We start from the raw sequence: 23,890 nt of genomic DNA, 5'->3' as shown, positions 1-23,890 counted from the left end.
CTGCCCATGAGCGACACGGCCACGCCTGCTGCCACGTCCGCCGCCCCTGACGCCCCTGCGCAGGGGCCGGCGGGCGACGACAGCACCGTGGCCGTCGTCTCGCTCTACCAGAAGCAGCGCAAGATCTACGCCCGTGGTGTCACGGGCCTTTTTGCCAACTGGCGCTGGGCGCTGGTGTGGCTCACGCAGCTCGTCTTCTACGGGCTGCCCTGGCTGACCTGGAACGACCGCCAGGCCGTCCTGCTGGACCTGGCCTCGCGGCGCTTCTACATCTTCGGCCTCGTCCTGTACCCGCAGGACTTCATCTACCTCACCGGGCTGCTGGTCATCTCGGCCTACGCCCTGTTCCTGTTCACCGCGGTGGCCGGCCGGCTGTGGTGCGGCTACGCCTGCCCGCAGACGGTGTACACCGAGATCTTCATGTGGGTGGAGCGCAGGATCGAAGGCGATCGCGCGCAGCGCATGAGGCTCGATGCCGGCGCCTGGACGGCCGAGCGCGTCTGGCGCAAGACCGCCAAGCAGGCGGCCTGGATCACCATCGCCCTGTGGACCGGCTTCACCTTCGTCGGCTACTTCACGCCCATCCGCACGCTGGCCCATGAGGCGGCCACGCTGGGCTTCGGGCCGTGGGAATGGTTCTGGATCCTGTTCTACGGCTTCGCCACCTGGGGAAACGCCGGCTACATGCGCGAGCAGGTCTGCAAGTACATGTGCCCGTATGCGCGCTTCCAGAGCGCCATGTTCGACCACGACACGCTGATCATCAGCTACGACACCCAACGTGGCGAGCCGCGCGGCTCGCGCTCGAAGAAGGCCGACCCGAAGTCGCTCGGCCTCGGGTCGTGCATCGACTGCGGCCTGTGCGTGCAGGTCTGCCCCACGGGCATCGACATCCGCCAGGGCCTGCAGTACGAGTGCATCGGCTGCGCCGCCTGCATCGACGTGTGCGACGGCATCATGGACAAGATGGGTTACCCGCGGGGCCTGGTGCGCTACGCCACCCAGAACAGCCTGCGCGAACACCTGGGTTGGTCGCAGATCGTGCGCCGGGTGATGCGCCCGCGCGTCATCGTCTACACCTTGATCCTGTTCGCCATCTGCGCGGCCTTCGTCGCCAGCATCGCGATGCGCGACCCGTTCCGGGTGGACGTGGTCCGAGACCGCGCGTCGCTGGCCCGCATCGTGGACGACGGCCGGGTGGAGAATGTCTACCGGCTGCAGGTCATGAACACCACGGAGCAATCGCAGTCCTACCGAATCCGCGTGAGCGGGCTGCCCACGCTGGCCGTGGCGAGCGACGCGCAGGTCACGACGCAGCCGGCCGAGGCGCGCTGGCTCACGGTGAGCGTGCAGATGGCCCCGGAAGCCGCGCTGCAGGCCGGTTCGGGCGCCCACGCGATCGAGTTCCACATTGAACAGCTGGCCGGCCCGGGCCTGGACCCCGCCGACGCCACCCGGGTGGACGAGAAGTCCACCTTCATCATTCCGCGCTGAATGCGCCGGCACAGGAGAGCGACATGCCCACCAACGAATCCACCCACGACGCCACGCCCGCCCGCGCCTGGTGGCGCGAACCCATGGTCTGGATGGTCATCGGCGGGCCGCTCACGGTCGTGATCGCCGGTATCCTCACCGCCGTGATCGCCATCCGGGGGGCCGACACGGTGCTCACGGTGGATCCGTCCGGCGGTACCGCCTCGGCCACCCAGCCGGACGCCCTGACCCCCGCGGTGCAGGCGCGCAACCACGCCCAGACCGCGCGTCCCTGAGGCCTGCGCGTGCCGAGCCGGATCGGCAGGTGCGCTTGAAGAGGAGCCGTCGATGAGCCAGCCGCCGACCGACAAGCCGACGCGGGCCCTGTGCATCCTGTGGCCGGCCTTCGTCATGGCCGGCGTGCTGGAGACGCTGGTGTTCGCGGTCGTGGACCCGCAGCACCTGCAGTGGTTCGGCGTGGCGCCCGTGGAGTGGCAGCCCCTGACGCTCTACTCGGTGGCCTTCTTCGTGTTCTGGCTGGTCATCTCCGCCTCCGCGGCGATGACGCAGTTCCTCAGCCACCCGGACGCGCAATGAGCGCGTGAGGGCAGGGCGGTACCGCCCGCCCTGGCCGGCGCCTGCGGCTCAGCAGGCGGCGCCGTTGACCAGCTGGTGCAGGCCGCCCTGGTTCAGGATGCGGATCTGCCGCTGCTTCACCTCGAGCAGGCCCTCGTCCTGGAACTTGGAGAAGGTGCGGCTCACCGTCTCGAGCTTGAGGCCCAGGTAGCTGCCGATCTCCTCGCGCGTCATGCGCAGGATCAGCGACGACGGCGAGAAGCCGCGCGCCTGCAGGCGCTGGGTGAGGTTGAGCAGGAAGGCCGCCAGGCGCTCCTCGGCACGCATGCTGCCCAGCAGCAGCATCACGCCGTGGTCACGCACGATCTCGCGGCTCATGATCTTGTTGAACTGGCGCTGCAGGTCGGTGAACTCGCGCGCCAGCTCCTCCAGGTCGGCGAAGGGGATCACGCAGACCTGGGAGTCCTCCAGGGCCACCGAGTCGCAGCTGTGCCGGTCGTTGCTGATGCCGTCCAGCCCGAGCAGCTCGCCGGCCATCTGGAAGCCGGTCACCTGGTCTCGCCCGTCCTCGGACGACACACAGGTCTTGAAGAAGCCCGTGCGCACGGCGTAGAGCGACTGGAACGCGTCGCCCGAGCGGAACAGCGTCTCCCCGCGGGGCACGGTCCGCCGGGTCGCCACCAGGGCGTCCATCTTCTCGAGATCGTCGCGCGACAGACCCACGGGCAGGCACAGCTCGCGCAGATTGCAGCTCGAGCAGGCGACCTTGAAGGTCTCCTGCTTGACCCGGGTCGTTCCTGTCATGGGGCAGTTGGCGGTGTCGTGGGCGGGCATGATGCGTCTCAAGGGCGGGGCTATTCTTGGTCGGGCGGGTGCCAGGTGGCTTGAGCCACATCAAGCTCGCGCCCGCGCGGGGGCGCCACCATGCAGGTCATGCTGACTTCGCCCGCTGCCGCCTCGGCCGCGTCATCCGACGCTGCCGCCCGCCCGGACTCCGTGGCTGCCTCGTTGAGCCCGGAGATGCTGCGCCGTTTCGATGTGCCCGGCCCTCGTTACACATCGTATCCGACGGCGGACCGTTTCGTCGAGGCATTCGGTGCCGCGGACTACCTGTGTGCGTTGCGCCAGCGCGCCGAAGGCGCCACGGTCGGCGGCACGTCGCCCCTGTCGCTGTACGTGCACATCCCGTTCTGCGAGTCGGTGTGCTACTACTGTGCCTGCAACAAGGTGATCACGCGGCACCACAGCCGGGCGGCGGAGTACCTGCGCGCACTGCACGCCGAGATTGACCTGCACGTCAAGGCGCTCGGCACGCCGCAGGCCGTGACGCAGGTGCACCTGGGCGGCGGCTCGCCCACCTTCCTCAGCGACGAGGAACTGGCCGAGCTGATGCAGCGGCTCGGTGCCGCCTTTCGCATCGTCCCCGGCGCCGAGGTCTCCATCGAGGTCGACCCGCGGACCGTGTCGGCCGAGCGCCTGGCGGCGCTGCGGGCCATGGGCTTCAACCGCATCAGCTTCGGCATCCAGGACTTCGATCCGGAGGTGCAGAAGGCGGTGCACCGGGTGCAGTCCTTCGAGAGCGTGCGCGACCTGATCCTCGATGCCCGCCGCCTGGGCTTCGAATCGATCAACGCCGACCTGATCTACGGCCTGCCCCGGCAGACGCCGGCGTCCTTCGCCCGCACCGTCTCGCAGGTGTCCGAGCTGAGGCCGGACCGCATCGCCCTGTACGCGTACGCCCACCTGCCGCAGCGGTTCAAGCCGCAGCGGCGCATCGACCCGGCCGACCTGCCGCCGCCCGAGCACCGGGTGGCCATGCTGTCGGGCGCGATCGCCGGCTTCCTCGGCCACGGCTACGCGTACATCGGCATGGACCATTTCGCGCTGGCGGGCGATGCGCTGGCCGCCGCCAAGCGGCAGGGGCGGCTGCACCGCAACTTCCAGGGCTACAGCACCCAGCCCGACTGCGACCTCATCGGACTGGGCGTCTCCGCCATCGGCCGCATGGGCGCCACCTACAGCCAAAACGCCAAGACGCTGCCCGAGTACTACGACGCCATCGCGCAGGGCCAGTTCCCGGTGGTGCGCGGTCTGGCGCTGACGCGCGACGACCTGCTGCGCCGCGCCGTCATCATGGCGATCATGTGCCAGGGCCGGCTGGAGTTCGAGTCGGTGGAGCTGGCCTACCTGGTGAACCTGCGCGAGTACTTCCGCACCGAGCTGGCCGAGCTGCAGCGCTTCGCCGACGAGGGCCTGGTGGTCGTGGAGCCGGACGCCGTGCAGGTGACGGCTCAGGGCTGGTTCTTCGTCCGCGCCATCGCCATGGTGTTCGACCGGCATCTGCGCGCCGACCAGGTGCGCGAGCGCTTTTCGCGCATCATCTGACGCGTGGACCTCGCGCTCGCCTTCACCACCTTGCTGCTCGGCCTGGCCGGGTCGGTGCATTGCGTCGCCATGTGCAGTGCGCCCAGCGCGGCGGCCGTGCGCGCCTGCTCGGGGGGCGCACGCGGCAGCACCCATGCGTGGACGGGCTTCCACGTCGGCCGGCTGCTGGGCTACGCCGCGGCGGGTGCCGTGGCGGCGGCCAGCGTGGGCGCCCTGGAGACCTTCAGCGCCGCCGCACCGGTGCTGCGGCCCGTGTGGACGTTGCTGCACGTGGCCGCCCTGGCGCTCGGCGCCTGGCTGCTGGTCACCGGCCGGCAGCCGGCCTGGCTGGAGCGGGTGGGGCGCGCACCCGCGGCGGCCCGGCCCGACGCCGCGGGCTGGCAGCGCATGCAAGGCCCGGTGAAGGCGGCGGCGGCGGGCGTGGCCTGGGCGGCCTGGCCCTGCGGCCTGCTGCAGTCTGCGCTGGTGGTGGCGGCCCTGGCCAACACGCCCGCGGGGGGCGCCCTGGCCATGGGTGCCTTCGGCCTCGCGTCCGCACCGGCGCTCGGGCTGGCCCCGTGGCTGTGGATGCGCTGGCAATCCGGTGGCGGCGTGGCCGGTCAGGCGGCGCTGTCGCTGGACGCCGCGCGCGTCAACGCCTGGGCGATCCGCGTCGCCGGCGCGCTGCTGGTCGGCGCATCGGCCTGGGCCATGGGGCACGACCTCATCACCGACGCGGTGCTCTGGTGCGTCTCCTAGCCCCGGGCCGCATCGGGGTGGTCAGCCGGCCGACAGGTCGCCTGAACTAGAATTTCAGGTTCCGAAACCCCTTTTCACCACCTCTTTCGCAATCGCGGAGCCAAGCCACATGTACCAGCACATCAAGGTGCCCGAGGGCGGCCAGAAGATCACCGTCAATGCGGACTTCTCGCTCAACGTCCCGAACAACCCCGTCATTCCGTACATCGAGGGGGACGGCACCGGCTTCGACATCACGCCGGTGATGATCAAGGTGGTGGATGCGGCGGTGGCCAAGGCCTACGGCGGCGCCAAGAAGATCCACTGGATGGAGATCTACGCCGGCGAAAAGTCGACCAAGGTGTACGGCCCGGACGTGTGGCTGCCCGAGGAGACGCTGGCCGCGCTGCGCGATTACGTGGTGTCGATCAAGGGCCCGCTGACCACCCCGGTGGGAGGCGGCATCCGTTCGCTGAACGTGGCGCTGCGCCAGGAGCTCGACCTGTACGTGTGCCTGCGCCCGGTGCGTTACTTCAAGGGCGTGCCCTCGCCCGTGAAGGAGCCCGAGAAGATCGACATGGTCATCTTCCGCGAGAACTCCGAGGACATCTACGCCGGCGTCGAGTGGGAAGCCGAGAGCGACAAGGCCAAGAAGGTCATCAAGTTCCTGGTCGAGGAGATGGGTGTCAAGAAGATCCGCTTCCCCGAGACCTCCGGCATCGGCGTGAAGCCGGTCTCGCGCGAAGGCACCGAGCGCCTGGTGCGCAAGGCCATCCAGTACGCGATCGACAACGACAAGCCCAACGTGACCCTGGTCCACAAGGGCAACATCATGAAGTACACGGAAGGCGGCTTCCGTGACTGGGGCTACGCCCTGGCCCAGCGCGAGTTCGGCGCCGAGCTGATCGACGGCGGCCCGTGGTGCAAGTTCAAGAACCCGAAGACCGGCAAGGACATCGTCGTCAAGGATTCCATCGCCGACGCCTTCCTGCAGCAGATCCTGCTGCGCCCGGCCGAGTACTCGGTGATCGCCACCCTCAACCTGAACGGCGACTACATCTCCGACGCGCTGGCCGCGCAGGTCGGCGGCATCGGCATCGCCCCCGGTGCCAACCTGTCTGACTCGGTGGCCTGCTTCGAGGCGACCCACGGCACCGCGCCCAAGTACGCCGGCAAGGACTACGTCAACCCCGGTTCCGAGATCCTCTCTGCCGAGATGATGCTGCGCCACATGGGCTGGATCGAAGCGGCCGACCTGATCATCAGCTCGATGGAACGCGCCATCCAGAGCAAGAAGGTCACCTATGACTTCGCCCGCCTGATGGACGGCGCGACGCAGGTGTCGTGCTCCGGCTTCGGCCAGGTGATGATCGAGCACATGTGATGCTCCCGTGAACGAGGCCCCCGGCACCACCAGGTCCCGGGGGCCTCGTCACATCTGCAGGGCCATCAGTCCTGCCGGTGCGCCAGCCAGCCGCCGAGCGCGAGGCCGGCGGCGAACACGCTGTAGGTGAGCACGAGGCTGCGCATCGACAGCCGGTGCTCGAAGCCGGGCGTCAGGCGGCGAGGCACGAGGGCGAAATCCGTGACGGCGGCCAGGGTGGCCACGCCGGCGGCCCCGGCCACCAGGCCTGACGTGCTGGGCGGCGGCTCGCGGCGGCAGATCAGATACTCGTACACGGCGGCCCAGAACAGCGAGCTGCCCGTGTGGATGGCGGTGCCCACGGCGGTGTGCCGCAGGTCCGCGGTGTCCAGGCGCAGCGCACGGTCCCCATGCACCCAGTGGCTGACCGCATTGAACGGCGCGGCGGCGCTGCCCGCTTCCGCCCGGCCGCGCCAGGCCATCACCGCCATGGACAGCAGGTTGGCCAGCGCGCCGGCGGCCACGAGGCCCGGCAGATGGCGCGGCAGGCTCTCCGAGAACCCGGGCGACGACCGCCGGGACAGTGACATCAGGAGGGTGGGGATGATCAAGGGCATGGACGTCTCCGTGGTGACTCCGGGCATGCCGGCGTGGGGCATGCCACTTGCCGCGCCCTGGGGCAAGTCACGTACCGCGGGGTGAGCCCGACGCCGCGTCCCACCAGGATCCTCCCGTGCACATTCTGCTGATCGGCGCCACCGGGTTCATCGGCCGCCATGTGGCCCAGGCGCTCGAAGACGCCGGGCACCGGCTGCGCTGCACCACGCGGCACGGCACCGTCCGCCGCCCGGTGGACGACGCCGGCGCCCCCCGGCGCGAATGGATCGTCATGGCCACCGAGGACATGCCGTCGGCGGAGGCCTGGCAGCCGGCCCTCGAGGGGATCGAGCTGGTCGTCTGTGCCGTGGGCATCTTCCGCGAGGCGCGGCCTGGCCAGTTCGAGCTGCTGCACCACGAGGTCCCGCGCGCGCTGTGCCAGGCGTGTGTCACGGCTGGCGTTCGTCGCCTCCTGCACGTGTCGGCGCTGGGCGCCGACGAGGCGGCGCGCACGCCCTACCACCTCAGCAAGCGGGCGGGCGACGACGCCGTCCTGGCCAGTGGCCTGCAGGCGCTCGTGCTGCAGCCGTCGCTGGTGTTCGGCCTGGACGGCGCGAGTGCCTCCGTGTTCCTCCGGTGGGCGGCCCTGCCCTGGCTGGCGGTGCCGAACGGGGCAGGGCAGGTGCAGCCCGTCCACGTGGACGACGTGGCGGCCGCGGTCGTGCGGTGGGCGCAAACGCCCGTGCCCGCGTCGGGGCGCCTGGCCGCCGTCGGCCCCCGGCCCCTGGACCTGGCCCACTACCTGCAGGTGCTTCGCCACGGCCTGGGACTGGCAGAGGCGCGTGTCGTGCGCCTGCCCGCGTGGTCGGTGTCCCTGGCGGCGCGGGCCGGCCGCTGGTGGCCGGGCAGCCTGCTCACGCCCGAGGCCTGGCAGATGCTGCAGCGCGGGAACGTGGCACCGGCGCTGCCATTCGCCCAGGCCCTGGGGCGTGCGCCGCGGCCGCCGATGGCCTTCGTGGGGCCGGAGGGCGCCTGGCTGCGGCAAGCCGCGCGGGGCGCGCCGTGGGTGGCGCTGCTGCGCGTGTCGCTGGCCATGGTCTGGCTGGTGACGGCCGCGGTGTCGGCCGGCATCTACCCGGTGCAGGACAGCCTGGAACTGCTGGCCCGCGTGGGCGCCACCGGCGCGACGGCCCTGTGGCTGCTGTACGGCGCCGCCGCCTTCGACTTCGGACTGGGCGTGGCCACGTTGTGCTGCCCCGGGCGACGCCTGTGGTGGGCGCAGATCGGGCTGATCGCGTTCTACACGGCCGTCATCACCTGGAAGCTGCCGGAGTTCTGGGCCCATCCGTATGGGCCGGTGCTGAAGAACCTGCCCATGCTGGCCGCCCTCGGGCTGCTGCTGGCCCTGGAGCGCAGGCCATGACCTACCTCTGGCTCAAGTGGATCCATGTGCTGTCGTCCACGGTGCTGTTCGGCACCGGCATCGGCTCCGCGTACTACATGCTCACGGCCAGCCTCAGCCGGGATGAACGGGCCGTGGCGGTGGTCGCGCGGCATGTCGTGCTGGCCGATTGGCTCTTCACCACCAGCGCCATGGTCGTGCAGCCCCTGACGGGATGGTGGATGGCGCGCCTGGCCGGCATGCCGCTGGACACGCCGTGGCTGGCCTGGTCCATCGGGCTGTACCTCTTCGCCGGGGCATGCTGGCTCCCGGTGATCTGGCTGCAGCTGCGCATGCGCGACCTGGCCCGCGCCGCCGTCGACACCGGCAGCCCGCTGCCCGCGCGCTATTGGCGGCTGCTGCGCTGGTGGGTGGCGCTGGGCTTTCCCGCGTTCTTCGCCTTGCTGGCCGTCTTCTACCTCATGGTGGCCAAGCCGGCCTGAGAGGTGTCCGCGTGGGCGGCCTGCGTGGCACGCCGGGCGCGCACGCAGCGCCACAGCTCGTTCAGGAAGGGCAGGGCGATCACGGCCAGGCCGGCCACCACCACCCCCACCAGGTAATCGGGCGGCAGGGCCGGCTGCTTCCAGCGAACCGACCAGTCGGGCGGCCCGGCGGCAGGGTGGCCGGCCATGGCCAGCATTTGCGCGCGGTGCAGCAGCGCCACACCGGCCAGCCCGATCCACGGGGCCGCGAACTGCACGCCGTGCACCCATTGCTCCATCGGGCCAATCACCCGGTGCCGGCTGGCATAGCGCAGGTCCCACCAGAACACCGCCTCATGGAGCACGCAGGCCGCCAGCAGCAGCCCCAGCACGCCTGCGGTGATCTCGGCCAGCAGGGCCAGCAGCACCGCCGGGCCCAGGATGGCCAGCATCACCAGGTGCAAGGCCGCCTCGCGCCACCCTGCCGTGTGCGCCATGTCGTCCCGGCGATGGCACCACCAGTCGCCGACGCCCGCGGCTGCCCACACGGGCACCAGCACGTACATCAGCACACCCCGCAATGCATCGTCCAGGCCGGGCATGGCCATCCTCCGCGCTCAGGCGAACGCCTGCCCGCGGAAGGCAACGGGCATACCTGCCCGGAAAAGACGGGCTGGGTGCGTGGAGCGCGGGCCGGGGCCCCGCGCAGAGCTCAGACCACCGACGGGCTGTCCGTCGTGGCGGCAGCCGCCGCCGTGGCGGCGTGAGACGGCACGGCCCGGATGTTCTGGGCGAGGTGGCCCTTGGGCCCCTGGACCAGTTCGAAGACGACCTGGCTGCCCTGCTTCAGGGTGCGAAAGCCATCCATCTGGATGGCAGAAAAGTGGGCGAAGACATCGTCGCCGCCTCCCTGGGGTTCGATGAAGCCAAATCCCTTGGCGTCATTGAACCATTTGACCGTACCGACCAGATCCATGTGGTTCCCCTGAATGCCCTGCTTTTGTGGGCTTATCCTGGTATTTTTGGGGCCGGTCGGCGGCGCTGTCAATGACGTGACACGTGGCGCGTCACTTGCTGGGTGAAGCGCGCACCCCGCAGCGCATATGGCCGCCGCCCTGGCGCTTTTCGACCAATGGCCGGAGGCCGTCTGCGGCGAAGATCCGCCCTGTCTGCCCGCCAAGGGTCAACTGGCTATACTGATTTCATGCCCTCCAAAGCGCCCAAGCCACCCGTTGTACCGCCCTCGGTCACGCGGCCGAACGAGGGGGAAGGCTCGGTCGTTGCCGAGCGGCAGGCAGCCAAGACGGAACCGCCGCGCATGTACCAGGTCGTCATGCTGAACGACGACTTCACGCCGATGGAATTCGTCGTGATGGTGCTGCAGGAATATTTCAGGCTTGATCTTGAAGCCGCGACCCTCATCATGTTGAAGATTCACCATGAGGGTCGGGCCGTCTGTGGCGTCTTTTCCAAGGACGTCGCGGCCACCAAGGTCGAGCTGGTGCTCGCCGCGGCACGCCGCTCGGGGCACCCGCTTCAATGCATTATGGAGGCCGCATGATCGCGCAAGAACTGGAAGTCAGCCTGCACATGGCGTTCGTCGAGGCGCGCCAGCAGCGGCACGAGTTCATCACCGTCGAGCACCTGCTGCTCGCGCTGCTGGACAACCCCTCCGCGGCCGAGGTGCTGCGCGCCTGCGCAGCCAACATCGAGGACCTGCGCAAGAGCCTGGTCGCCTTCATCCGCGAGAACACGCCCACCGTGGGCGGCACCGAAGAGGTGGACACGCAGCCCACGCTGGGCTTCCAGCGGGTGATCCAGCGCGCCATCATGCACGTGCAGTCCACCGGCGGCGGCAAGAAGGAGGTCACCGGCGCGAACGTGCTGGTCGCCATCTTCGGCGAGAAGGATTCCCACGCCGTGTACTACCTGCACCAGCAGGGCGTCACGCGCCTGGACGTGGTGAACTTCATCGCCCACGGCATCAAGAAGTCGGATCCGCCCGAGCCGCAGAAGGGCAATGAAGGCTCGTCGGGCGACGGCGAGAAGGAAGACGGCGCCGCCGGCGACGGCAAGGGCTCGCCGCTGGACCAGTTCACGACCAACCTCAACCAGCAGGCCAAGGACGGCAAGATCGATCCGCTGATCGGCCGCGAGCACGAGGTGGAGCGCGTGATCCAGGTGCTGTGCCGCCGGCGCAAGAACAACCCGCTGCTGGTGGGTGAGGCGGGCGTGGGCAAGACGGCCATCGCCGAGGGCCTGGCCTGGCGCATCACCGAGGGCGACGTGCCCGAGGTGCTGGCCGACGCCACCGTCTACGCGCTGGACATGGGTGCGCTGCTGGCGGGCACCAAGTACCGCGGGGACTTCGAGCAGCGCCTGAAGGGCGTGCTCAAGCAGCTCAAGGACAGCCCCAAGAGCATCTTGTTCATCGACGAGATCCACACGCTGATCGGCGCGGGCGCCGCCTCGGGCGGCACGCTGGACGCGAGCAACCTGCTCAAGCCCGCGCTGTCGTCGGGTGCGATGAAGTGCATCGGCGCGACCACCTTCACCGAGTACCGTGGCATCTTCGAGAAGGACGCGGCCCTGTCGCGGCGCTTCCAGAAGGTCGACGTGGTGGAGCCGTCCGTGGAACAGACGGTGGAGATCCTCAAGGGCCTGAAGTCGCGCTTCGAGGAGCACCACAGCGTGAAGTACGCGCTGGGGGCCCTGCAGGCCGCCGCCGAGCTGTCGGCCAAGTTCATCAATGACCGCCACCTGCCGGACAAGGCGATCGACGTCATCGACGAGGCCGGTGCCGCGCAGCGCATCCTGCCCAAGAGCAAGCAGAAGAAGACGATCACCCGCAACGAGGTCGAGGAGATCGTCGCCAAGATCGCCCGCATCCCGCCGGCCAGCGTGTCCAATGACGACCGCGGCAAGCTCAAGACGATCGAGCGCGACCTGAAGAGCGTGGTGTTCGGCCAGGATCCGGCCGTCGATGCGCTGGCCGCGGCCATCAAGATGGCGCGCTCGGGCCTGGGCAAGGCCGACAAGCCCATCGGCGCCTTCCTTTTCAGCGGCCCCACCGGCGTGGGCAAGACCGAGGTGGCCAAGCAACTGGCGTACATCCTCGGCATCGAGCTCATCCGCTTCGACATGTCGGAGTACATGGAGCGCCATGCGGTGAGCCGGCTGATCGGTGCGCCTCCGGGCTATGTGGGCTTCGACCAGGGCGGCCTGCTCACCGAGGCCATCACGAAGAAGCCGCACGCCGTGCTGCTGCTCGACGAGATCGAGAAGGCCCACCCGGACGTCTTCAACGTGCTGCTGCAGGTCATGGACCACGGCACGCTGACGGACAACAACGGCCGCAAGGCGGACTTCCGCAACGTGATCATCATCATGACCACGAACGCGGGCGCCGAGACGATGAACAAGTCGACCATCGGCTTCACCACCCGGCGCGAGCAGGGCGACGAGATGGGCGACATCAAGCGCCTGTTCACGCCGGAGTTCCGCAACCGCCTGGACGCGATCGTCTCGTTCCGTCCGCTGGACGAGGAGATCATCCTGCGCGTGGTGGACAAGTTCCTGCTGCAACTGGAAGAGCAGCTGGCCGAGAAGAAGGTGGAGGTCGCCTTCACCGACGCGCTGCGCAAGCAGCTGGCCAAGAAGGGCTTCGATCCGCTGATGGGCGCACGACCGATGCAGCGGCTGATCCAGGACACCATCCGCCGTGCACTGGCCGACGAGCTGCTGTTCGGCCGCCTGGTCGATGGCGGCCGACTCACGGTGGACGTGGACGCCGAGGGCCAGACGGTGCTGGACATCCAGCCCTCCGGCAAGAGCGGCGGCGACAAGCCCACCAAGGCGGAAGCCGCAGCCGCCTGATACCCGCCGGGCCGCGGCCATCGGGATGCACGGGGCGCCTTCGGGCGCCCCGCGTCGTTTCAGCGCGCCGCGGGGTCCTGGCGGAAGTAGCTGGCCAACAGACCGTACAGCGCCGGGTGTTCGCCACGCAGGCCCTGGGGCGCCACGAAGAATGCTTCCGCGGCAACGGCAAAGAACTCCTCCGGCCCCTCGGCGCCGTAGGGGTCGAGCAGCGTCGCCTCGTCGTCCGCCTCGACGCGGGCGGCAAAGCGCTCGTACTCCACATCCAGGCACGCGATCCAGGCGTCACGCGCCGCAGCCGTGGGCAGCAGTGGCACGCCATCGGCCACGCCATCCGCCATGTCCAGCACGTGGGCGAATTCGTGGATGACGACGTTGTAGGCCATCTCCGCGGTGTCCCCGGCCGCGAGCACGTCCGCCCAGGCCAGCATGACAGGCCCGCCGTCCATCGCCTCGCCGGTGAGCGTCTCATCGTAGGCGTGGACCACGCCATCCTCGTCCATGGTCTCGCGGGGGGCCACCACTTCGTCCGGGTGCACGACGATGCCGACGAACCCGTCGTAGGCGTCGATGCCCAGGCGCAGGATGGGCAGGCAGGCCTGCGCGGCAATGGCCACGGCCATCTCGTCGGTCACGGTCAGGCCCTGGGCTCCGTGGAATTCCTTGCGGGCCAGGAACAGGCTGCACAGGCGACGCAGGTCCGCGCGGTCGTCGACCCCGCGCCGCGCGATGAACGGATAGGCGGCCACCACGGCGTCCCACAGCGGGCCTGGAATGGCGTGCCGTCGCAGCGCGCGTTCGTCGCGCCAGCGCGCGAGTCGGCGTCCCAGTGCGGCCAGTCCCATGGTGGCGACCGGCGTCAGGCCTGTTCAGGCAGCAGGCGGCGGAAACCGCCGGCACTCCAGCGCAGAACCTCACCGCGGGCCGCACCCGGGCCGTCGGCGTCCCAGTCGCTGAGCACGTGGCGCACGGTCCCGTCGGCCAATGCCTCGGTACCGGGGCGGTGGGTGTGGCCGTGGATGAGGGTGCGCGCCTTCACGGCGCCCAGCCATGCGAGCGCCGTGGCGGTGTCCACGTCGGCATAGGCCGAGGGGCCGTGGCCGTGCTGGTGTTCGCGGCTGGCGGCACGCATCTGCGCGGCCAGTGCCAGGCGCTCGGGCAGCGGGCGCGAGAGAAACGCGGCCTGCCAGGCGGGTGTGCGAACCTGCGCGCGGAAGCGCTGGTACGGTTCGTCGGCCAGGCACCAGGCGTCACCATGAGACAGCAGCACCGGGGAATCGCCGCAGCCTGGCGCGTGCAGCACCACCGGGTCGGGCAGGTCGGTCGCCGCGGTGGCCGCGAAGAACGCGGCACCCAGGAGGAAGTCGCGGTTGCCGCGCATCACGTACACGGGACGGCGCCGGCTGGCGTCGGCCAGGGCGCTCACGCAGGCGGCCTCGAAGGGCAGCGTGGCGGCGTCGTCGCCCACCCACACCTCGAAGAGGTCTCCGAGGATCACCACGGCGTCCGCGTGGGTGCGCACCAGATAGGCGCGCCACGCCGCCACGGTGCGGGGCAGCTCCGGCGCGAGATGGAGGTCGGAAATGAAGTCCACCGTCCGCGCGGACGGTGGCAGATGCAGATGGGCGACAGCCGGGTCAGGCAATCTCGACGGCCTTGTCGATGGTCACGGCCTCGAGCGGCACGTCATCGTGGAAGCCCTTGTTGCCCGTGCGCACCTTCTCGATGGCGTCGACCACCTCGGTACCGGCCACCACCTTGCCGAACACCGCGTAGCCCCAGCCGCTGGGCGACTCGGCGGTGAAGTTGAGGAAGCCGTTGTCCTTGGTGTTGATGAAGAACTGCGCCGTGGCCGAGTGCGGCGCATTGGTGCGCGCCATGGCGATGGTGTACTTGTCGTTCTTCAGGCCGTTGTTGGCCTCGTTCTGGATGGGCGCCTCCGTGGGCTTCTGCTTCATGTCGGGGGTCATGCCGCCGCCCTGGATCATGAAGCCCTTGATCACGCGATGGAACACCGTGCCGTCGTAGTGGCCCTTGTTCACGTAGGCCAGGAAGTTGGCCACGCTCTGGGGCGCCTTGGCGTCGTCGAGTTCGAGGCGGATCACGCCCGCGCTGGTGGTGAGTTCAACGGTCTTGGTCATGCGGCTTACTCCAACGAGGCCTTCTTGATGAGCACGGGTTGCACGGGCACGTTCTGGTGGCCGGCCTTGTTGCCGACCGGAACGGCCTTGATCTTGTCGACGACCTCCATGCCGTCGACCACCTTGCCGAAGACGGCGTAGCCGCCTCCGTAGGTGTCCAGGCGAGGGTTGTCCACGACGTTGATGAAGAACTGGGCGCTGGCCGAGTCGGGCGCCGCGGTGCGCGCCATCGCGATGCTGCCGCGCACGTTCGACAGGCCGTTGCCGGCCTCCAGCTTGATGGGCGCGCGGGTAGGCTTCTCGGCCATGTCGGGCTTCATGCCACCGCCTTGCACCATGAAGCCGTCGATCACGCGGTGGAAGACGGTGCCGTCGTAGTGGCCCGCCTTCACGTACTGCACGAAGTTGTCGACGGTCTTGGGCGCCTTGGCGGCGTCGAGCTCGAGCACGATGTCGCCCATGCTCGTGGCCAGGCGCACCTTCTGCGCGAGGGCAGGGGACAGCGCACCCACGCCGAGCACCAGGCCGGCCAGCAGCGAACGGGCGGTGCGGGAACACACGGTGTCACGGATCGTCACGTGAAAAGTCTCCTTGGCTATACTCCGCCGATTCTACCGACCCCCGCACGACGGGCGCCCGGCCTGGAGACCCTGATCGTGTCCCTGGCAGCCAGCGCCGCACCGGTGAGCCCACCGCGCCTGTCGACACTGCGTTGATGGCCCTGCGCATCTACAACTCCCTGACCCGCCGGGTCGAAGATTTCGTCCCCCTCGAGCCGGGCCATGCGCGCATGTACGTGTGCGGCATGACCATCTACGACCTGTGCCACATGGGGCACGCGCGCATGATGATGGCGTTCGACGTCGTCTACCGCTGGCTGCAGGCCAGCGGCCTGCGTGTCACCTATGTGCGCAACATCACCGACATCGACGACAAGATCATCCGCCGGGCCGTCGAGCGCGGCATGGGCATCCGTGCCCTGACCGACGAGATGATCGCCGCCATGCGCGCCGACATCGGCGCCATCGGCATCGCCACGCCCACCCACGAGCCCCGCGCCACCGAGTACGTGCCGCAGATGCTCGACATGATCGCCACGCTGGAAGGCAAGGGCCTGGCCTACCGCGCCCGCAATGGCGACGTGAACTACGCGGTACGCAAGTTCCCGGGCTACGGCAAGCTGTCGGGCAAGTCCATCGACGAGCTGCGCGCGGGCGAGCGCGTGGCGGTGGCCGAGGGCAAGGACGACCCGCTCGACTTCGTGCTGTGGAAGGCCGCGAAGGCCGAGGAGCCGGCCGACGCGAAGTACGACGGCGCCTATGGGCCGGGCCGGCCGGGCTGGCACATCGAGTGCTCTGCCATGTCGTGCGCCCTGCTGGGCGAGCGCTTCGACATCCACGGCGGCGGCATGGACCTGCAGTTTCCCCACCACGAGAACGAGATCGCCCAGAGCGAGGGCGCGCTCGGCCACCCGTTCGTCAACTACTGGTTGCACAACGGGTTCCTCAACGTGGACAACGAGAAGATGTCGAAGTCGCTCGGCAACTTCTTCACCATCCGCGACGTGCTGCAGAAGTTCGACGGCGAGACGCTGCGCTTCTTCATGCTGCGCACGCACTACCGCAGCCCGTTCAACTTCAGCGACGCGCACCTGGATGATGCACGCAGCGCCCTGCGCCGGCTCTACACCGCGCTGCAGGCAGGCGGCTCGCCCGAAGCGGGCGAGGTGGACTGGACGCAGGCGCCCGCCGCGGCCTTCAAGGCGGCGATGGACGACGACTTCAACACGCCCGGGGCGATGGCCGTGCTTTTCGAGCTGGCCGCCGAGGTGAACCGGTCAGGTTCCCGGGAGACGGCCGTACTGCTGCGCTCGCTGGCCGCCACGCTCGGCGTGCTGCAGCAGGACCCCACCGCCTTCCTGCGCGCGGGTGCCGGGTTGGACGACTCCGCCATCGCCGAGCGCATCGCCGCGCGCCAGGCCGCCAAGCAGGCGCGCGATTTCGCCGCCGCCGACCGCATCCGCGACGAGCTGCAGGCCGCCGGGATCCTGCTCAAGGACACGCCGCAGGGCACGACCTGGGTCAAGGCCTGAGATGCCGCGCGCTGCGAACCTTGCGGGCGTGACGCCGGACTACTGGGACGATGCCTGCAGGCACCTGGCCAAGCGCGACCGGGTGATGAAGAAGCTCATCCCCCAGTTCGGCGAGGCCCGCCTGCAGAGCCGGGGCGATGCCTTCACCACCCTGGCGCGCTCCATCGTGGGCCAGCAGATTTCCGTGAAGGCGGCGCAATCGGTCTGGGACCGCTTCGCTGCCGTGGTGGGCGGCCCACCGCACAAGCTGGCCCCGCAGGGGGTGCTGGCACTGGACCCGCTGACCCTGCGCACCGCGGGCCTGTCCGCGCGCAAGGCCGAGTACCTCACCGACCTGGCCCGCCACTTCACCGACGGCACCGTGCACGTGCGGCAGTGGCAGCAGATGGACGACGAGGCCATCATCGACGAGCTGGTCGCCATCCGGGGCATCGGCCGCTGGACGGCGGAGATGTTCCTCATCTTCCACCTGATGCGGCCGAACGTGCTGCCGCTGGACGACCTGGGGCTGCTCAAGGGAATCTCCCAGAGCTATTTCAGCGGCGAGCCGGTGTCGCGCGCCGAGGCCCGCGAGCTGGGCGAGGGCTGGGCCCCGTTCCGCTCGGTGGCCACGTGGTACATCTGGCGCAGCCTCGATCCGCTGCCCGTCGAATACTGATTCACTGCAACCATCGCGAGGACCATCCGATGAGCAAACGCCATTTCCTGGAGTTCGAGCAACCCATCGCCGAGCTCGAGAAGAAGATCGAGGAACTGCGCTACGTGCAGAACGAATCGGCGGTCGACATCTCCGAGGAGATCGAGCGCCTGGACAAGAAGAGCCTGCAGCTCACCAAGGACATCTACACGCAGCTCAACCCCTGGCAGGTGACGCAGATCGCGCGGCACCCCCAGCGCCCCTACACGCTGGACTACGTGAACGAGATGTTCACCGAGTTCCAGGAGCTGCACGGCGACCGCACCTACGCGGACGACCAGTCCATCGTGGGCGGACTGGCGCGCTTCAACGGCCAGGCCTGCATGGTCATCGGCCAGCAGAAAGGGCGCGACACCAAGGAGCGCGCGCTGCGCAACTTCGGCATGCCGCGCCCGGAGGGCTACCGCAAGGCGCTGCGGCTGATGAAGCTGGCGGAGAAGTTCGGCCTGCCGGTGTTCACCTTTGTCGACACGCCCGGCGCCTACCCCGGCGTGGGCGCCGAAGAGCGGGGCCAGTCCGAGGCCATCGGCCGCAACATCTTCGAGATGGCGCAGCTCGAGGTGCCCATCATCACCACCATCATCGGCGAGGGTGGCTCCGGCGGCGCGCTGGCCATCAGCGTGGCCGACCAGGTGCTGATGCTGCAGTTCTCGGTGTACTCGGTCATCTCCCCGGAAGGCTGCGCGTCCATCCTGTGGAAGACCGCCGAGCGGGCATCCGACGCGGCCGAGGCCCTGGGCATCACGGCGCACCGCCTGAAGGCGCTGGGCCTGATCGACAAGATCGTCAACGAGCCGGTGGGCGGTGCGCACCGCGACCCCAAGCAGATGGCCGCCCAGCTCAAGCGCGGCCTGGTCGATGCCCTGCGCCAGGTGGCCGATCTGTCGGTGCCGGAGCTGCTGCAGCGGCGCTATGAGCGCCTGAAGAGCTACGGCCGCTACAACGACACCACCGCCCGCTGAGGCGGGCAGCCCCGGCAGGCGGGCCATGGCCGCTGCCTCGCGCACGGTCGCGGTGGCGGCAAGCGGCGGCCGGGATTCCACCGCGCTGCTGCATGCCACCGCGCGCGCCGCGGCGGGCATGGGGGTGCAGGTGGTGGCACTGCACGTGCACCACGGTCTCATGCCCGATGCCGACGCGTGGTGCCGGGCCGTGCAGGTGCAATGTGAACAATGGGCCCGCGACGGCCTGCCGGTGCGCTGCGAGGTCGAGCGCCTGCCAGGTTCGCCAGCGCGCGGAGACAGCGTCGAAGCCTGGGCACGCCGGGAACGTTATGCGGCCCTGACGCGCATGGCTCGCGGTGCAGACGCGGCGATGGTGCTGCTGGCGCACCACCGCCGCGACCAGGCCGAGACCGTGCTGCTGCAGCTGCTGCGCGGCGCGGGCGCGGCCGGGCTGGCGGCCATGCCGCGCACCGCAGAGCGCGGCGGGCTGGTGTGGGCGCGCCCCTGGCTCAACATGCCGCGCAAGGCGATCGACGCCTATGTGCACGCCTGGCAACTGGGCGTGGTGGACGACCCCAGCAACCGCGACCCGCGTTATGCCCGCAGCCGGCTGCGCACCTCCGTCTGGCCCGCGCTGGTGGCCGCCTTCCCCGACGCTGAACTCGCCCTGACCCAGGCCGCGCGGCAGGCGGCGCTGGCCGCCACCGTGCTGGACGAGGTGGCGGCACAGGATCTCCACGGCGTGCGGGCTCACGACGACATGCAGGCCCTGGACCAGGCCGCCTGGTGCGCATTGGGCCCCGCCCGGCGTGAGCTGGCGCTGCGCGCCTGGCTGCGGCAGCACGCACCCGACCCGTCTGTCGTGCGCCACACCCTGCTGACGCGTCTGGCGCGGGAACTGCCGGGTGCCACGACCGCCTGCTGGCCACTGGACGCGGCGCATGAGCTGCGCCTGTACCGAGGGCGCCTGCGGGTGGGGTCGCGCCTGCCTGCGCCGCCTGAGGCCCAGATCGCCCCCTGCGCCATCGACTGGCGCCACCTCGGGCCACATCGGCTGCCGGCATGGGGCGGGACGTTGGTGCTGCGGCCGGTGGAGGAGGGCGGGGTACCGGTCTCGCTGCTGTCAGCGGCGGTCTTGCGGCACCGTCGGCCAGGGGACGTGTTCCAGTCAGGCCCGGGCCGCCCGGTGCGGGCGCTGAAGAAGCAGTTCCAGGCGGCCGGCCTGTCCGCCTGGCTGCGCCAGGCCCCGGTGGTGGCCACCGCCGAGGCGCTGGTGTTCGTGCCCGGCCTGGGCCTGGATGCCCGCGCCGCCGCGGCCCCGGGGCAGCCGCGCTGCGTGATCGACTGGGTCGCCGACGCCTGAGCGGTGTCAGCTTGTGTTGGCCGGATGCTGCAGCGCAACAGCTAAAATTGATAGGTTTCACGAGCGAGCGACTGCACCAGCCATGGCACTGATAGTTCACAAGTACGGCGGCACCTCGATGGGCACCACGGAGCGCATTCGCAACGTGGCCAAACGGGTGGCGAAATGGGCGCGCGCCGGGCACCAGATGGTGGTCGTGCCGTCGGCCATGAGCGGCGAGACCAACCGCCTGCTGGGCCTGGCCAAGGACGTGTCGCCGGCCCGGCAGACGCCCGCCATGCTGCGTGAACTCGACATGATCGCCTGCACCGGCGAGCAGGTGTCCGTGGGCCTGCTGTCCCTGGCGCTGCAGGCCGAGGGCATGGAGGCCGTCAGCTACAACGGCTGGCAGGTGCCCATCAAGACCGATTCGGCCTACACCAAGGCCCGCATCCAGAGCATCGACGACGCCCGCATCCGGGCCGACCTGGCGCAGGGCAGGGTGGTCATCATCACGGGCTTCCAGGGCGTGGACGAGGGTGGCCACGTCACCACGCTGGGCCGCGGCGGCTCCGACACCTCGGCCGTGGCCGTGGCCGCGGCGCTCAAGGCCGACGAGTGCCTGATCTACACCGACGTCGACGGCGTCTACACCACCGACCCGCGCGTGGTGCCGGAGGCCCGCCGCCTGACCACCATCACCTTCGAGGAGATGCTGGAGATGGCCAGCCTCGGCTCCAAGGTGCTGCAGATCCGCTCGGTGGAGTTTGCCGGCAAGTACCGGGTGCCGCTGCGTGTGCTGTCCAGCTTCACGCCGTGGGACATCGACATCAACGAGGAAGCCAAGTCCGGCACCCTGATCACCTTCGAGGAAGACGAAAAGATGGAACAAGCCGTTGTCTCTGGCATCGCCTTCAACCGCGACGAGGCCAAGGTCACCGTGATGGGCGTGCCCGACAAGCCCGGCATCGCCTACCAGATCCTGGGTGAGGTGGCCGACGCGAACATCGACGTGGACGTGATCATCCAGAACGTCTCGCACGACGGGAAGACCGACTTCTCCTTCACCGTCCACCGCAACGACTACCAGCGCACGCTGGAGCTGCTGAAGAACAAGGTGCAGCCGGCCACGGGAGCGGCCACAGTCATCGGCGACCCGAAGATCTGCAAGGTGTCCATCGTGGGCATCGGCATGCGCAGCCACGTGGGCGTGGCGAGCAGGATGTTCCGCGCGCTCAGCGAGGAGGGCATCAACATCCAGATGATCTCCACCAGCGAGATCAAGACCTCGGTGGTGATCGACGAGAAGTACATGGAACTGGCGGTGCGCGCGCTGCACCGCGTGTTCGGCCTGGACGACCCGAATGCCGCCACGGCCACCACCAAGGAAGACGAGGCCGAGTGAGCCTCGAATCTTTGGTGGGCGGCGCAAAAAGCGCCACGGTTTGTGGCTAGAATGCGAGCTTCGGCTGGAGACGTGACCGAGTGGCCGAAGGTGCTCCCCTGCTAAGGGAGTATGGGGTCAAAAGCTCCATCGAGGGTTCGAATCCCTCCGTCTCCGCCACCTCCTGCAAGAAGGCGCCCGGGCTGACCGGGCGCCTTTTTTCTTGACGGACAGCGAACTACGCCGCGTTCCGGCCTCTGTTACAGATAAGGGTTAACCCTGGTTCGGGGCATGATGACGGTGTGCGTGGCCACAAGCCATCACACCCTCCATTCAGCTCCACGAGAACCGAACCATGTCTGTCCTGGCCATCTTCTTCTTCCTGCCCATCGTCGCCTACCTGGCGGACTCCGCGTCCAGCGGGTTCCGCGGCTGACGCCACGTCCCGCACGAGTGCTCATCCACCTGCTGTTCGAACGCGCCGAGACCACCGACGGCACCCAGTGCTTTGAGGCCCAGGCCTCGACCCAAGAGGACAGGCACGCGGCCGTGATGGCCGACGTGCAGCAGGTGATGGACTGGCTGCACGCACGGTTCCCGGGCCAGCAGGGCGCCGTGGAAGAGGGCGCCACCTGGGACGCCGACTGCCTGGTGCAGCACGAAGCCGCCGGGTGGGTCACCGTCACCCTGACGGTGACCGCGGCGGCTCACGCCGCCGACGCGTTCTTTGCCCGTTTCGGCGACCCCACCGACTGAGGGCCACCGTCGCCTTCGAGCAGGGCGAGGCAGTCGTCCAGCATTGCGTGCAGTGCCTGCACGCGGTCGGCACCCCACTGACGATTGAGTGATTCCTGCGCCACGCGCCAGTGGCGCTGCGCCTCCGCGCGCTTGTGCACGCCGGCCGGCGTGATGGCGACGAGGCGGCTGCGGGCGTCCGGCCCGGCGCCCAGTTCGACCCACCCCGCATCCACCAGCGGACGCAGGTTGCGGGTGAGGGTGGACGCATCCAGCCGCGCGGCGTGTGCCAGGTCCACCGGACGCACCGGCCCCAGCTTCAACACATAGGACAGCAGCGAGTACTGCGTGCCTTTCAAGCCCGTCTTGCCCACCTCGGCGTCGTAGTGCTGGGCCACGCGCCGCATCAGCTGGCGCAGCTTCAGGTTCGTGCAACCTTGAGGCTTGACGGTTCGGTCCATGCAACGTATTGTAGATGCAACCATTGCATATACAACCGTGGAGGCGCGATGCACGACGACACCCTGGCCACCTGGCTGGCGCTCGAGGAAGAGATCGAGCGGCGGCTGGACGCTGGCGCTGGATGCGGCGTGGCCACACCCGACCAAGTGGCCGGGATGACCGGGCTGCAGACGCTGCAGGCCATGCTCCGCGGCGAACTGCCTTACCCGCCCATCGCCCGCACGCTCAGCTTCCAGCTGGTGCAGGTGGGCGAGGGCACCGCGGTGTTTCAGGGCCGGCCCGGACCCGACCACCTCAACCCGATGGGTGGCATCCACGGGGGCTGGTACGCCACGCTGCTCGATTCCGCGCTCGGCTGCGCGGTCCACACGAAGATGCCTCCCGGTCGAGGCTACACCACCGCCGAACTGGGCCTGAACCTCGTCAAGGCCATCGGCCCCACGGTTCGCCGCGTGCGTGCCGAGGCGCGGGTCGTTCACTGCGGCCGTCAGCTGGCCACCGCCGAGGCCCGGCTCTATGGGCCGGACGACACGCTGTACGCGCACGGCACCTCCACGTGCCTGGTGTTCGAGCACCGGGCGGGGTGACCGCCCCAGGCAGTCACCCCGGGGCCCGAGGTCAGCGTCGCTCCAGCGTGAGCTGCAGGCGTGTCGTCCTGGCTGAGGGGTTGGTCCACATCCAGCAGTACTCCTGTGGGGTGGTGACCGCGAGGGTCCCGCTCGCATCACGCAGGCCCTTGCGGTTCTCCGGGTAGCTGACTTTCTGCCCCTCGTGGTAGTGGACATTGAAGTCGAGCGCCGTGTCGGCCTCGAAGCGCCAGGCCACCGACATGGGTGCCGGGAGCGCGCCGCACACCTCCACGAACCGGCCGGGCTCCACGGACACCGTGCGCTGGAAGGAGCCGGTGGTCCCCCAGTCGATGGAGATGACGCCAGCGCCCTCGGCCGGGCGGACACAGACCAGCGCGGCCGCGGCCAGGCAGGTGGAGAGGATCGAGCGGGTAGGCATCGCCGCAATGTACGGGAATGGACGCGTGAAGGGGCCGGGATGGTTGCCGGGGACGGCCGGAAGGCGGACGCGGCCCCGCGCAGCCATGTGCCGATCCGGTATTTGACATAATACACATTGTCGCGTATGGCGCCGGGCCGTCGAGTGGATCAAACGCGGCGCGCGGCGGTGCCTTCGCCCCGCCATGCGCCGGCCGCTTGCCGCGCTGGGCTCAGCGGCCTAGCGCCGCCAGCTG

At 69.5% G+C, this 23,890-nt stretch carries 27 protein-coding genes and 1 tRNA gene; 18 read left to right on the top strand and 10 right to left on the bottom strand.

Annotation, left to right across the window (positions count from 1 at the left end):
• Positions 1-6 precede the first annotated feature (6 nt).
• The 3 genes from ccoG to ACE3UN_RS18055 are packed head-to-tail and all read left to right on the top strand — an operon-like array spanning position 7 to position 2,070.
• The gene (ccoG, locus tag ACE3UN_RS18065; RefSeq protein WP_374676381.1) at positions 7-1,494 is read left to right on the top strand and encodes a cytochrome c oxidase accessory protein CcoG; all 1,488 of its coding nucleotides are present in this window, start codon (positions 7-9) and stop codon (positions 1,492-1,494) included.
• 23 nt (positions 1,495-1,517) lie between these two features.
• A complete protein-coding gene (locus tag ACE3UN_RS18060) occupies positions 1,518-1,769 on the top strand; it encodes a hypothetical protein (RefSeq protein WP_374676380.1) in 252 nt (83 codons plus the stop codon).
• Between the two features lie 52 nt (positions 1,770-1,821).
• A complete protein-coding gene (locus ACE3UN_RS18055) occupies positions 1,822-2,070 on the top strand; it encodes a hypothetical protein (RefSeq protein WP_374676379.1) in 249 nt (82 codons plus the stop codon).
• A gap of 48 nt (positions 2,071-2,118) precedes the next feature.
• Here ACE3UN_RS18055 and fnr read toward each other — a convergent pair whose 3' ends face one another.
• On the bottom strand, positions 2,119-2,883 hold the full coding sequence (gene fnr, locus ACE3UN_RS18050) for a fumarate/nitrate reduction transcriptional regulator Fnr (RefSeq protein WP_374676378.1): 765 nt from the start codon (positions 2,881-2,883) through the stop codon (positions 2,119-2,121).
• Between the two features lie 99 nt (positions 2,884-2,982).
• Between fnr and hemN the strand changes: the two genes are divergently transcribed.
• The 3 genes from hemN to icd all read left to right on the top strand — a co-directional run bounded on the left by hemN (position 2,983) and on the right by icd (position 6,535).
• Positions 2,983-4,434, top strand: a complete 1,452-nt coding sequence (gene hemN / locus ACE3UN_RS18045) for an oxygen-independent coproporphyrinogen III oxidase (RefSeq protein WP_374676377.1) — start codon at positions 2,983-2,985, stop codon at positions 4,432-4,434.
• Positions 4,435-4,437: 3 nt separating this feature from the next.
• On the top strand, positions 4,438-5,172 hold the full coding sequence (locus ACE3UN_RS18040) for a sulfite exporter TauE/SafE family protein (RefSeq protein ID WP_374676376.1): 735 nt from the start codon (positions 4,438-4,440) through the stop codon (positions 5,170-5,172).
• 109 nt (positions 5,173-5,281) lie between these two features.
• Positions 5,282-6,535 (top strand): NADP-dependent isocitrate dehydrogenase, encoded by a 1,254-nt coding sequence (icd, locus tag ACE3UN_RS18035; RefSeq protein ID WP_374676375.1) that lies wholly within the window; start codon positions 5,282-5,284, stop codon positions 6,533-6,535.
• 65 nt (positions 6,536-6,600) lie between these two features.
• On the opposite strand, the gene ACE3UN_RS18030 is transcribed toward icd, so the two are convergent.
• The gene (locus ACE3UN_RS18030; RefSeq protein WP_374676374.1) at positions 6,601-7,131 is read right to left on the bottom strand and encodes a hypothetical protein; all 531 of its coding nucleotides are present in this window, start codon (positions 7,129-7,131) and stop codon (positions 6,601-6,603) included.
• Between the two features lie 116 nt (positions 7,132-7,247).
• Here ACE3UN_RS18030 and ACE3UN_RS18025 point away from each other — a divergent pair, with 116 nt between their 5' ends.
• Together ACE3UN_RS18025 and ACE3UN_RS18020 are read left to right on the top strand one after the other, a co-directional pair.
• Complete coding sequence (locus tag ACE3UN_RS18025; protein ID WP_374676373.1) at positions 7,248-8,534, top strand: SDR family oxidoreductase; 1,287 nt, start codon at positions 7,248-7,250, stop codon at positions 8,532-8,534.
• Complete coding sequence (locus tag ACE3UN_RS18020; protein ID WP_374676372.1) at positions 8,531-8,995, top strand: DUF2269 family protein; 465 nt, start codon at positions 8,531-8,533, stop codon at positions 8,993-8,995. Before ACE3UN_RS18025 ends, ACE3UN_RS18020 begins: the two co-directional genes overlap by 4 nt.
• Here the strand turns inward: ACE3UN_RS18020 and ACE3UN_RS18015 are convergent.
• Entirely contained in the window at positions 8,968-9,576 is a 609-nt protein-coding gene (locus tag ACE3UN_RS18015; RefSeq protein ID WP_374676371.1) for a diguanylate cyclase, read from the bottom strand. The genes ACE3UN_RS18020 and ACE3UN_RS18015 overlap by 28 nt on opposite strands.
• Positions 9,577-9,686: 110 nt before the next feature.
• Positions 9,687-9,950: a cold shock domain-containing protein gene (locus ACE3UN_RS18010; protein WP_374676370.1), complete on the bottom strand. Its 264-nt coding sequence runs from the start codon at positions 9,948-9,950 to the stop codon at positions 9,687-9,689.
• 228 nt (positions 9,951-10,178) lie between these two features.
• Here ACE3UN_RS18010 and clpS point away from each other — a divergent pair, with 228 nt between their 5' ends.
• Together clpS and clpA are read left to right on the top strand one after the other, a co-directional pair.
• Complete coding sequence (clpS, locus tag ACE3UN_RS18005; RefSeq protein WP_374676369.1) at positions 10,179-10,535, top strand: ATP-dependent Clp protease adapter ClpS; 357 nt, start codon at positions 10,179-10,181, stop codon at positions 10,533-10,535.
• Positions 10,532-12,850: an ATP-dependent Clp protease ATP-binding subunit ClpA gene (clpA, locus tag ACE3UN_RS18000; protein ID WP_374676368.1), complete on the top strand. Its 2,319-nt coding sequence runs from the start codon at positions 10,532-10,534 to the stop codon at positions 12,848-12,850. The genes clpS and clpA overlap by 4 nt, the downstream gene beginning before the upstream one ends.
• A 59-nt stretch (positions 12,851-12,909) precedes the next feature.
• Here the strand turns inward: clpA and ACE3UN_RS17995 are convergent, their stop codons facing one another.
• From ACE3UN_RS17995 to ACE3UN_RS17980, 4 genes are read right to left on the bottom strand one after another with little or no spacing between them, the layout of a single operon-like run.
• Positions 12,910-13,695: a zinc-dependent peptidase gene (locus tag ACE3UN_RS17995; protein WP_374676367.1), complete on the bottom strand. Its 786-nt coding sequence runs from the start codon at positions 13,693-13,695 to the stop codon at positions 12,910-12,912.
• Between the two features lie 14 nt (positions 13,696-13,709).
• Complete coding sequence (locus ACE3UN_RS17990; RefSeq protein ID WP_374676366.1) at positions 13,710-14,444, bottom strand: UDP-2,3-diacylglucosamine diphosphatase; 735 nt, start codon at positions 14,442-14,444, stop codon at positions 13,710-13,712.
• A gap of 43 nt (positions 14,445-14,487) precedes the next feature.
• Positions 14,488-14,991, bottom strand: coding sequence for a peptidylprolyl isomerase (locus ACE3UN_RS17985; protein ID WP_374676365.1), 504 nt, complete (start codon positions 14,989-14,991; stop codon positions 14,488-14,490).
• 5 nt (positions 14,992-14,996) lie between these two features.
• On the bottom strand, positions 14,997-15,563 hold the full coding sequence (locus tag ACE3UN_RS17980) for a peptidylprolyl isomerase (protein WP_374676408.1): 567 nt from the start codon (positions 15,561-15,563) through the stop codon (positions 14,997-14,999).
• A 143-nt stretch (positions 15,564-15,706) separates the two neighbouring features.
• Between ACE3UN_RS17980 and cysS the strand changes: the two genes are divergently transcribed.
• From cysS to ACE3UN_RS17945, 7 genes are all read left to right on the top strand, one after another.
• Positions 15,707-17,083, top strand: a complete 1,377-nt coding sequence (cysS, locus tag ACE3UN_RS17975; RefSeq protein ID WP_374676364.1) for a cysteine--tRNA ligase — start codon at positions 15,707-15,709, stop codon at positions 17,081-17,083.
• 1 nt (position 17,084) lies between these two features.
• Complete coding sequence (locus ACE3UN_RS17970; RefSeq protein WP_374676363.1) at positions 17,085-17,741, top strand: DNA-3-methyladenine glycosylase; 657 nt, start codon at positions 17,085-17,087, stop codon at positions 17,739-17,741.
• Between the two features lie 29 nt (positions 17,742-17,770).
• A complete protein-coding gene (locus ACE3UN_RS17965; protein WP_374676362.1) occupies positions 17,771-18,742 on the top strand; it encodes an acetyl-CoA carboxylase carboxyltransferase subunit alpha in 972 nt (323 codons plus the stop codon).
• A 25-nt stretch (positions 18,743-18,767) separates the two neighbouring features.
• A complete protein-coding gene (gene tilS, locus ACE3UN_RS17960; protein ID WP_374676361.1) occupies positions 18,768-20,087 on the top strand; it encodes a tRNA lysidine(34) synthetase TilS in 1,320 nt (439 codons plus the stop codon).
• A gap of 82 nt (positions 20,088-20,169) precedes the next feature.
• A complete protein-coding gene (locus tag ACE3UN_RS17955; RefSeq protein ID WP_374676360.1) occupies positions 20,170-21,471 on the top strand; it encodes an aspartate kinase in 1,302 nt (433 codons plus the stop codon).
• Between the two features lie 66 nt (positions 21,472-21,537).
• A tRNA-Ser gene (locus ACE3UN_RS17950) sits at positions 21,538-21,630 on the top strand.
• Positions 21,631-21,903: 273 nt separating this feature from the next.
• Positions 21,904-22,206 (top strand): hypothetical protein, encoded by a 303-nt coding sequence (locus tag ACE3UN_RS17945; RefSeq protein ID WP_374676359.1) that lies wholly within the window; start codon positions 21,904-21,906, stop codon positions 22,204-22,206.
• Here ACE3UN_RS17945 and ACE3UN_RS17940 read toward each other — a convergent pair.
• Positions 22,158-22,646 (bottom strand): MarR family winged helix-turn-helix transcriptional regulator, encoded by a 489-nt coding sequence (locus tag ACE3UN_RS17940; RefSeq protein ID WP_374676358.1) that lies wholly within the window; start codon positions 22,644-22,646, stop codon positions 22,158-22,160. The two genes, ACE3UN_RS17945 and ACE3UN_RS17940, sit on opposite strands and share 49 nt — an antisense overlap.
• A gap of 48 nt (positions 22,647-22,694) precedes the next feature.
• Here ACE3UN_RS17940 and ACE3UN_RS17935 point away from each other — a divergent pair, with 48 nt between their 5' ends.
• Positions 22,695-23,234: a PaaI family thioesterase gene (locus ACE3UN_RS17935; protein ID WP_374676357.1), complete on the top strand. Its 540-nt coding sequence runs from the start codon at positions 22,695-22,697 to the stop codon at positions 23,232-23,234.
• Between the two features lie 31 nt (positions 23,235-23,265).
• Here the strand turns inward: ACE3UN_RS17935 and ACE3UN_RS17930 are convergent, their stop codons facing one another.
• Complete coding sequence (locus ACE3UN_RS17930; RefSeq protein WP_374676356.1) at positions 23,266-23,655, bottom strand: hypothetical protein; 390 nt, start codon at positions 23,653-23,655, stop codon at positions 23,266-23,268.
• Positions 23,656-23,890: the final 235 nt, after the last annotated feature.

Source organism: Ideonella sp. (genome assembly GCF_041918995.1).
In the GTDB taxonomy this organism is placed as follows: domain Bacteria; phylum Pseudomonadota; class Gammaproteobacteria; order Burkholderiales; family Burkholderiaceae_C; genus Ideonella.
Note: the sequence above shows the minus strand (reverse complement) of the source record. Positions and strands in the feature narration are given on the sequence as shown.

What these genes read in the sequence shown, in the direction of transcription:
- ccoG (WP_374676381.1), top strand. Translation starts at nt 7, where the DNA reads ATGAGCGACACGGCCACGCCTGCTGCCACGTCCGCCGCCCCTGACGCC.
- ACE3UN_RS17940 (WP_374676358.1), bottom strand. Translation starts at nt 22,646, where the DNA reads ATGGACCGAACCGTCAAGCCTCAAGGTTGCACGAACCTGAAGCTGCGC.
- ACE3UN_RS17955 (WP_374676360.1), top strand. Translation starts at nt 20,170, where the DNA reads ATGGCACTGATAGTTCACAAGTACGGCGGCACCTCGATGGGCACCACG.
- clpS (WP_374676369.1), top strand. Translation starts at nt 10,179, where the DNA reads ATGCCCTCCAAAGCGCCCAAGCCACCCGTTGTACCGCCCTCGGTCACG.
- fnr (WP_374676378.1), bottom strand. Translation starts at nt 2,883, where the DNA reads ATGCCCGCCCACGACACCGCCAACTGCCCCATGACAGGAACGACCCGG.
- ACE3UN_RS17970 (WP_374676363.1), top strand. Translation starts at nt 17,085, where the DNA reads ATGCCGCGCGCTGCGAACCTTGCGGGCGTGACGCCGGACTACTGGGAC.
- hemN (WP_374676377.1), top strand. Translation starts at nt 2,983, where the DNA reads ATGCTGACTTCGCCCGCTGCCGCCTCGGCCGCGTCATCCGACGCTGCC.
- tilS (WP_374676361.1), top strand. Translation starts at nt 18,768, where the DNA reads ATGGCCGCTGCCTCGCGCACGGTCGCGGTGGCGGCAAGCGGCGGCCGG.
- cysS (WP_374676364.1), top strand. Translation starts at nt 15,707, where the DNA reads ATGGCCCTGCGCATCTACAACTCCCTGACCCGCCGGGTCGAAGATTTC.
- ACE3UN_RS18060 (WP_374676380.1), top strand. Translation starts at nt 1,518, where the DNA reads ATGCCCACCAACGAATCCACCCACGACGCCACGCCCGCCCGCGCCTGG.
- icd (WP_374676375.1), top strand. Translation starts at nt 5,282, where the DNA reads ATGTACCAGCACATCAAGGTGCCCGAGGGCGGCCAGAAGATCACCGTC.
- ACE3UN_RS18010 (WP_374676370.1), bottom strand. Translation starts at nt 9,950, where the DNA reads ATGGATCTGGTCGGTACGGTCAAATGGTTCAATGACGCCAAGGGATTT.
- ACE3UN_RS17930 (WP_374676356.1), bottom strand. Translation starts at nt 23,655, where the DNA reads ATGCCTACCCGCTCGATCCTCTCCACCTGCCTGGCCGCGGCCGCGCTG.
- ACE3UN_RS17935 (WP_374676357.1), top strand. Translation starts at nt 22,695, where the DNA reads ATGCACGACGACACCCTGGCCACCTGGCTGGCGCTCGAGGAAGAGATC.
- ACE3UN_RS18055 (WP_374676379.1), top strand. Translation starts at nt 1,822, where the DNA reads ATGAGCCAGCCGCCGACCGACAAGCCGACGCGGGCCCTGTGCATCCTG.
- ACE3UN_RS18030 (WP_374676374.1), bottom strand. Translation starts at nt 7,131, where the DNA reads ATGCCCTTGATCATCCCCACCCTCCTGATGTCACTGTCCCGGCGGTCG.
- ACE3UN_RS17985 (WP_374676365.1), bottom strand. Translation starts at nt 14,991, where the DNA reads ATGACCAAGACCGTTGAACTCACCACCAGCGCGGGCGTGATCCGCCTC.
- ACE3UN_RS17965 (WP_374676362.1), top strand. Translation starts at nt 17,771, where the DNA reads ATGAGCAAACGCCATTTCCTGGAGTTCGAGCAACCCATCGCCGAGCTC.
- ACE3UN_RS17995 (WP_374676367.1), bottom strand. Translation starts at nt 13,695, where the DNA reads ATGGGACTGGCCGCACTGGGACGCCGACTCGCGCGCTGGCGCGACGAA.
- clpA (WP_374676368.1), top strand. Translation starts at nt 10,532, where the DNA reads ATGATCGCGCAAGAACTGGAAGTCAGCCTGCACATGGCGTTCGTCGAG.
- ACE3UN_RS18015 (WP_374676371.1), bottom strand. Translation starts at nt 9,576, where the DNA reads ATGCCCGGCCTGGACGATGCATTGCGGGGTGTGCTGATGTACGTGCTG.
- ACE3UN_RS18020 (WP_374676372.1), top strand. Translation starts at nt 8,531, where the DNA reads ATGACCTACCTCTGGCTCAAGTGGATCCATGTGCTGTCGTCCACGGTG.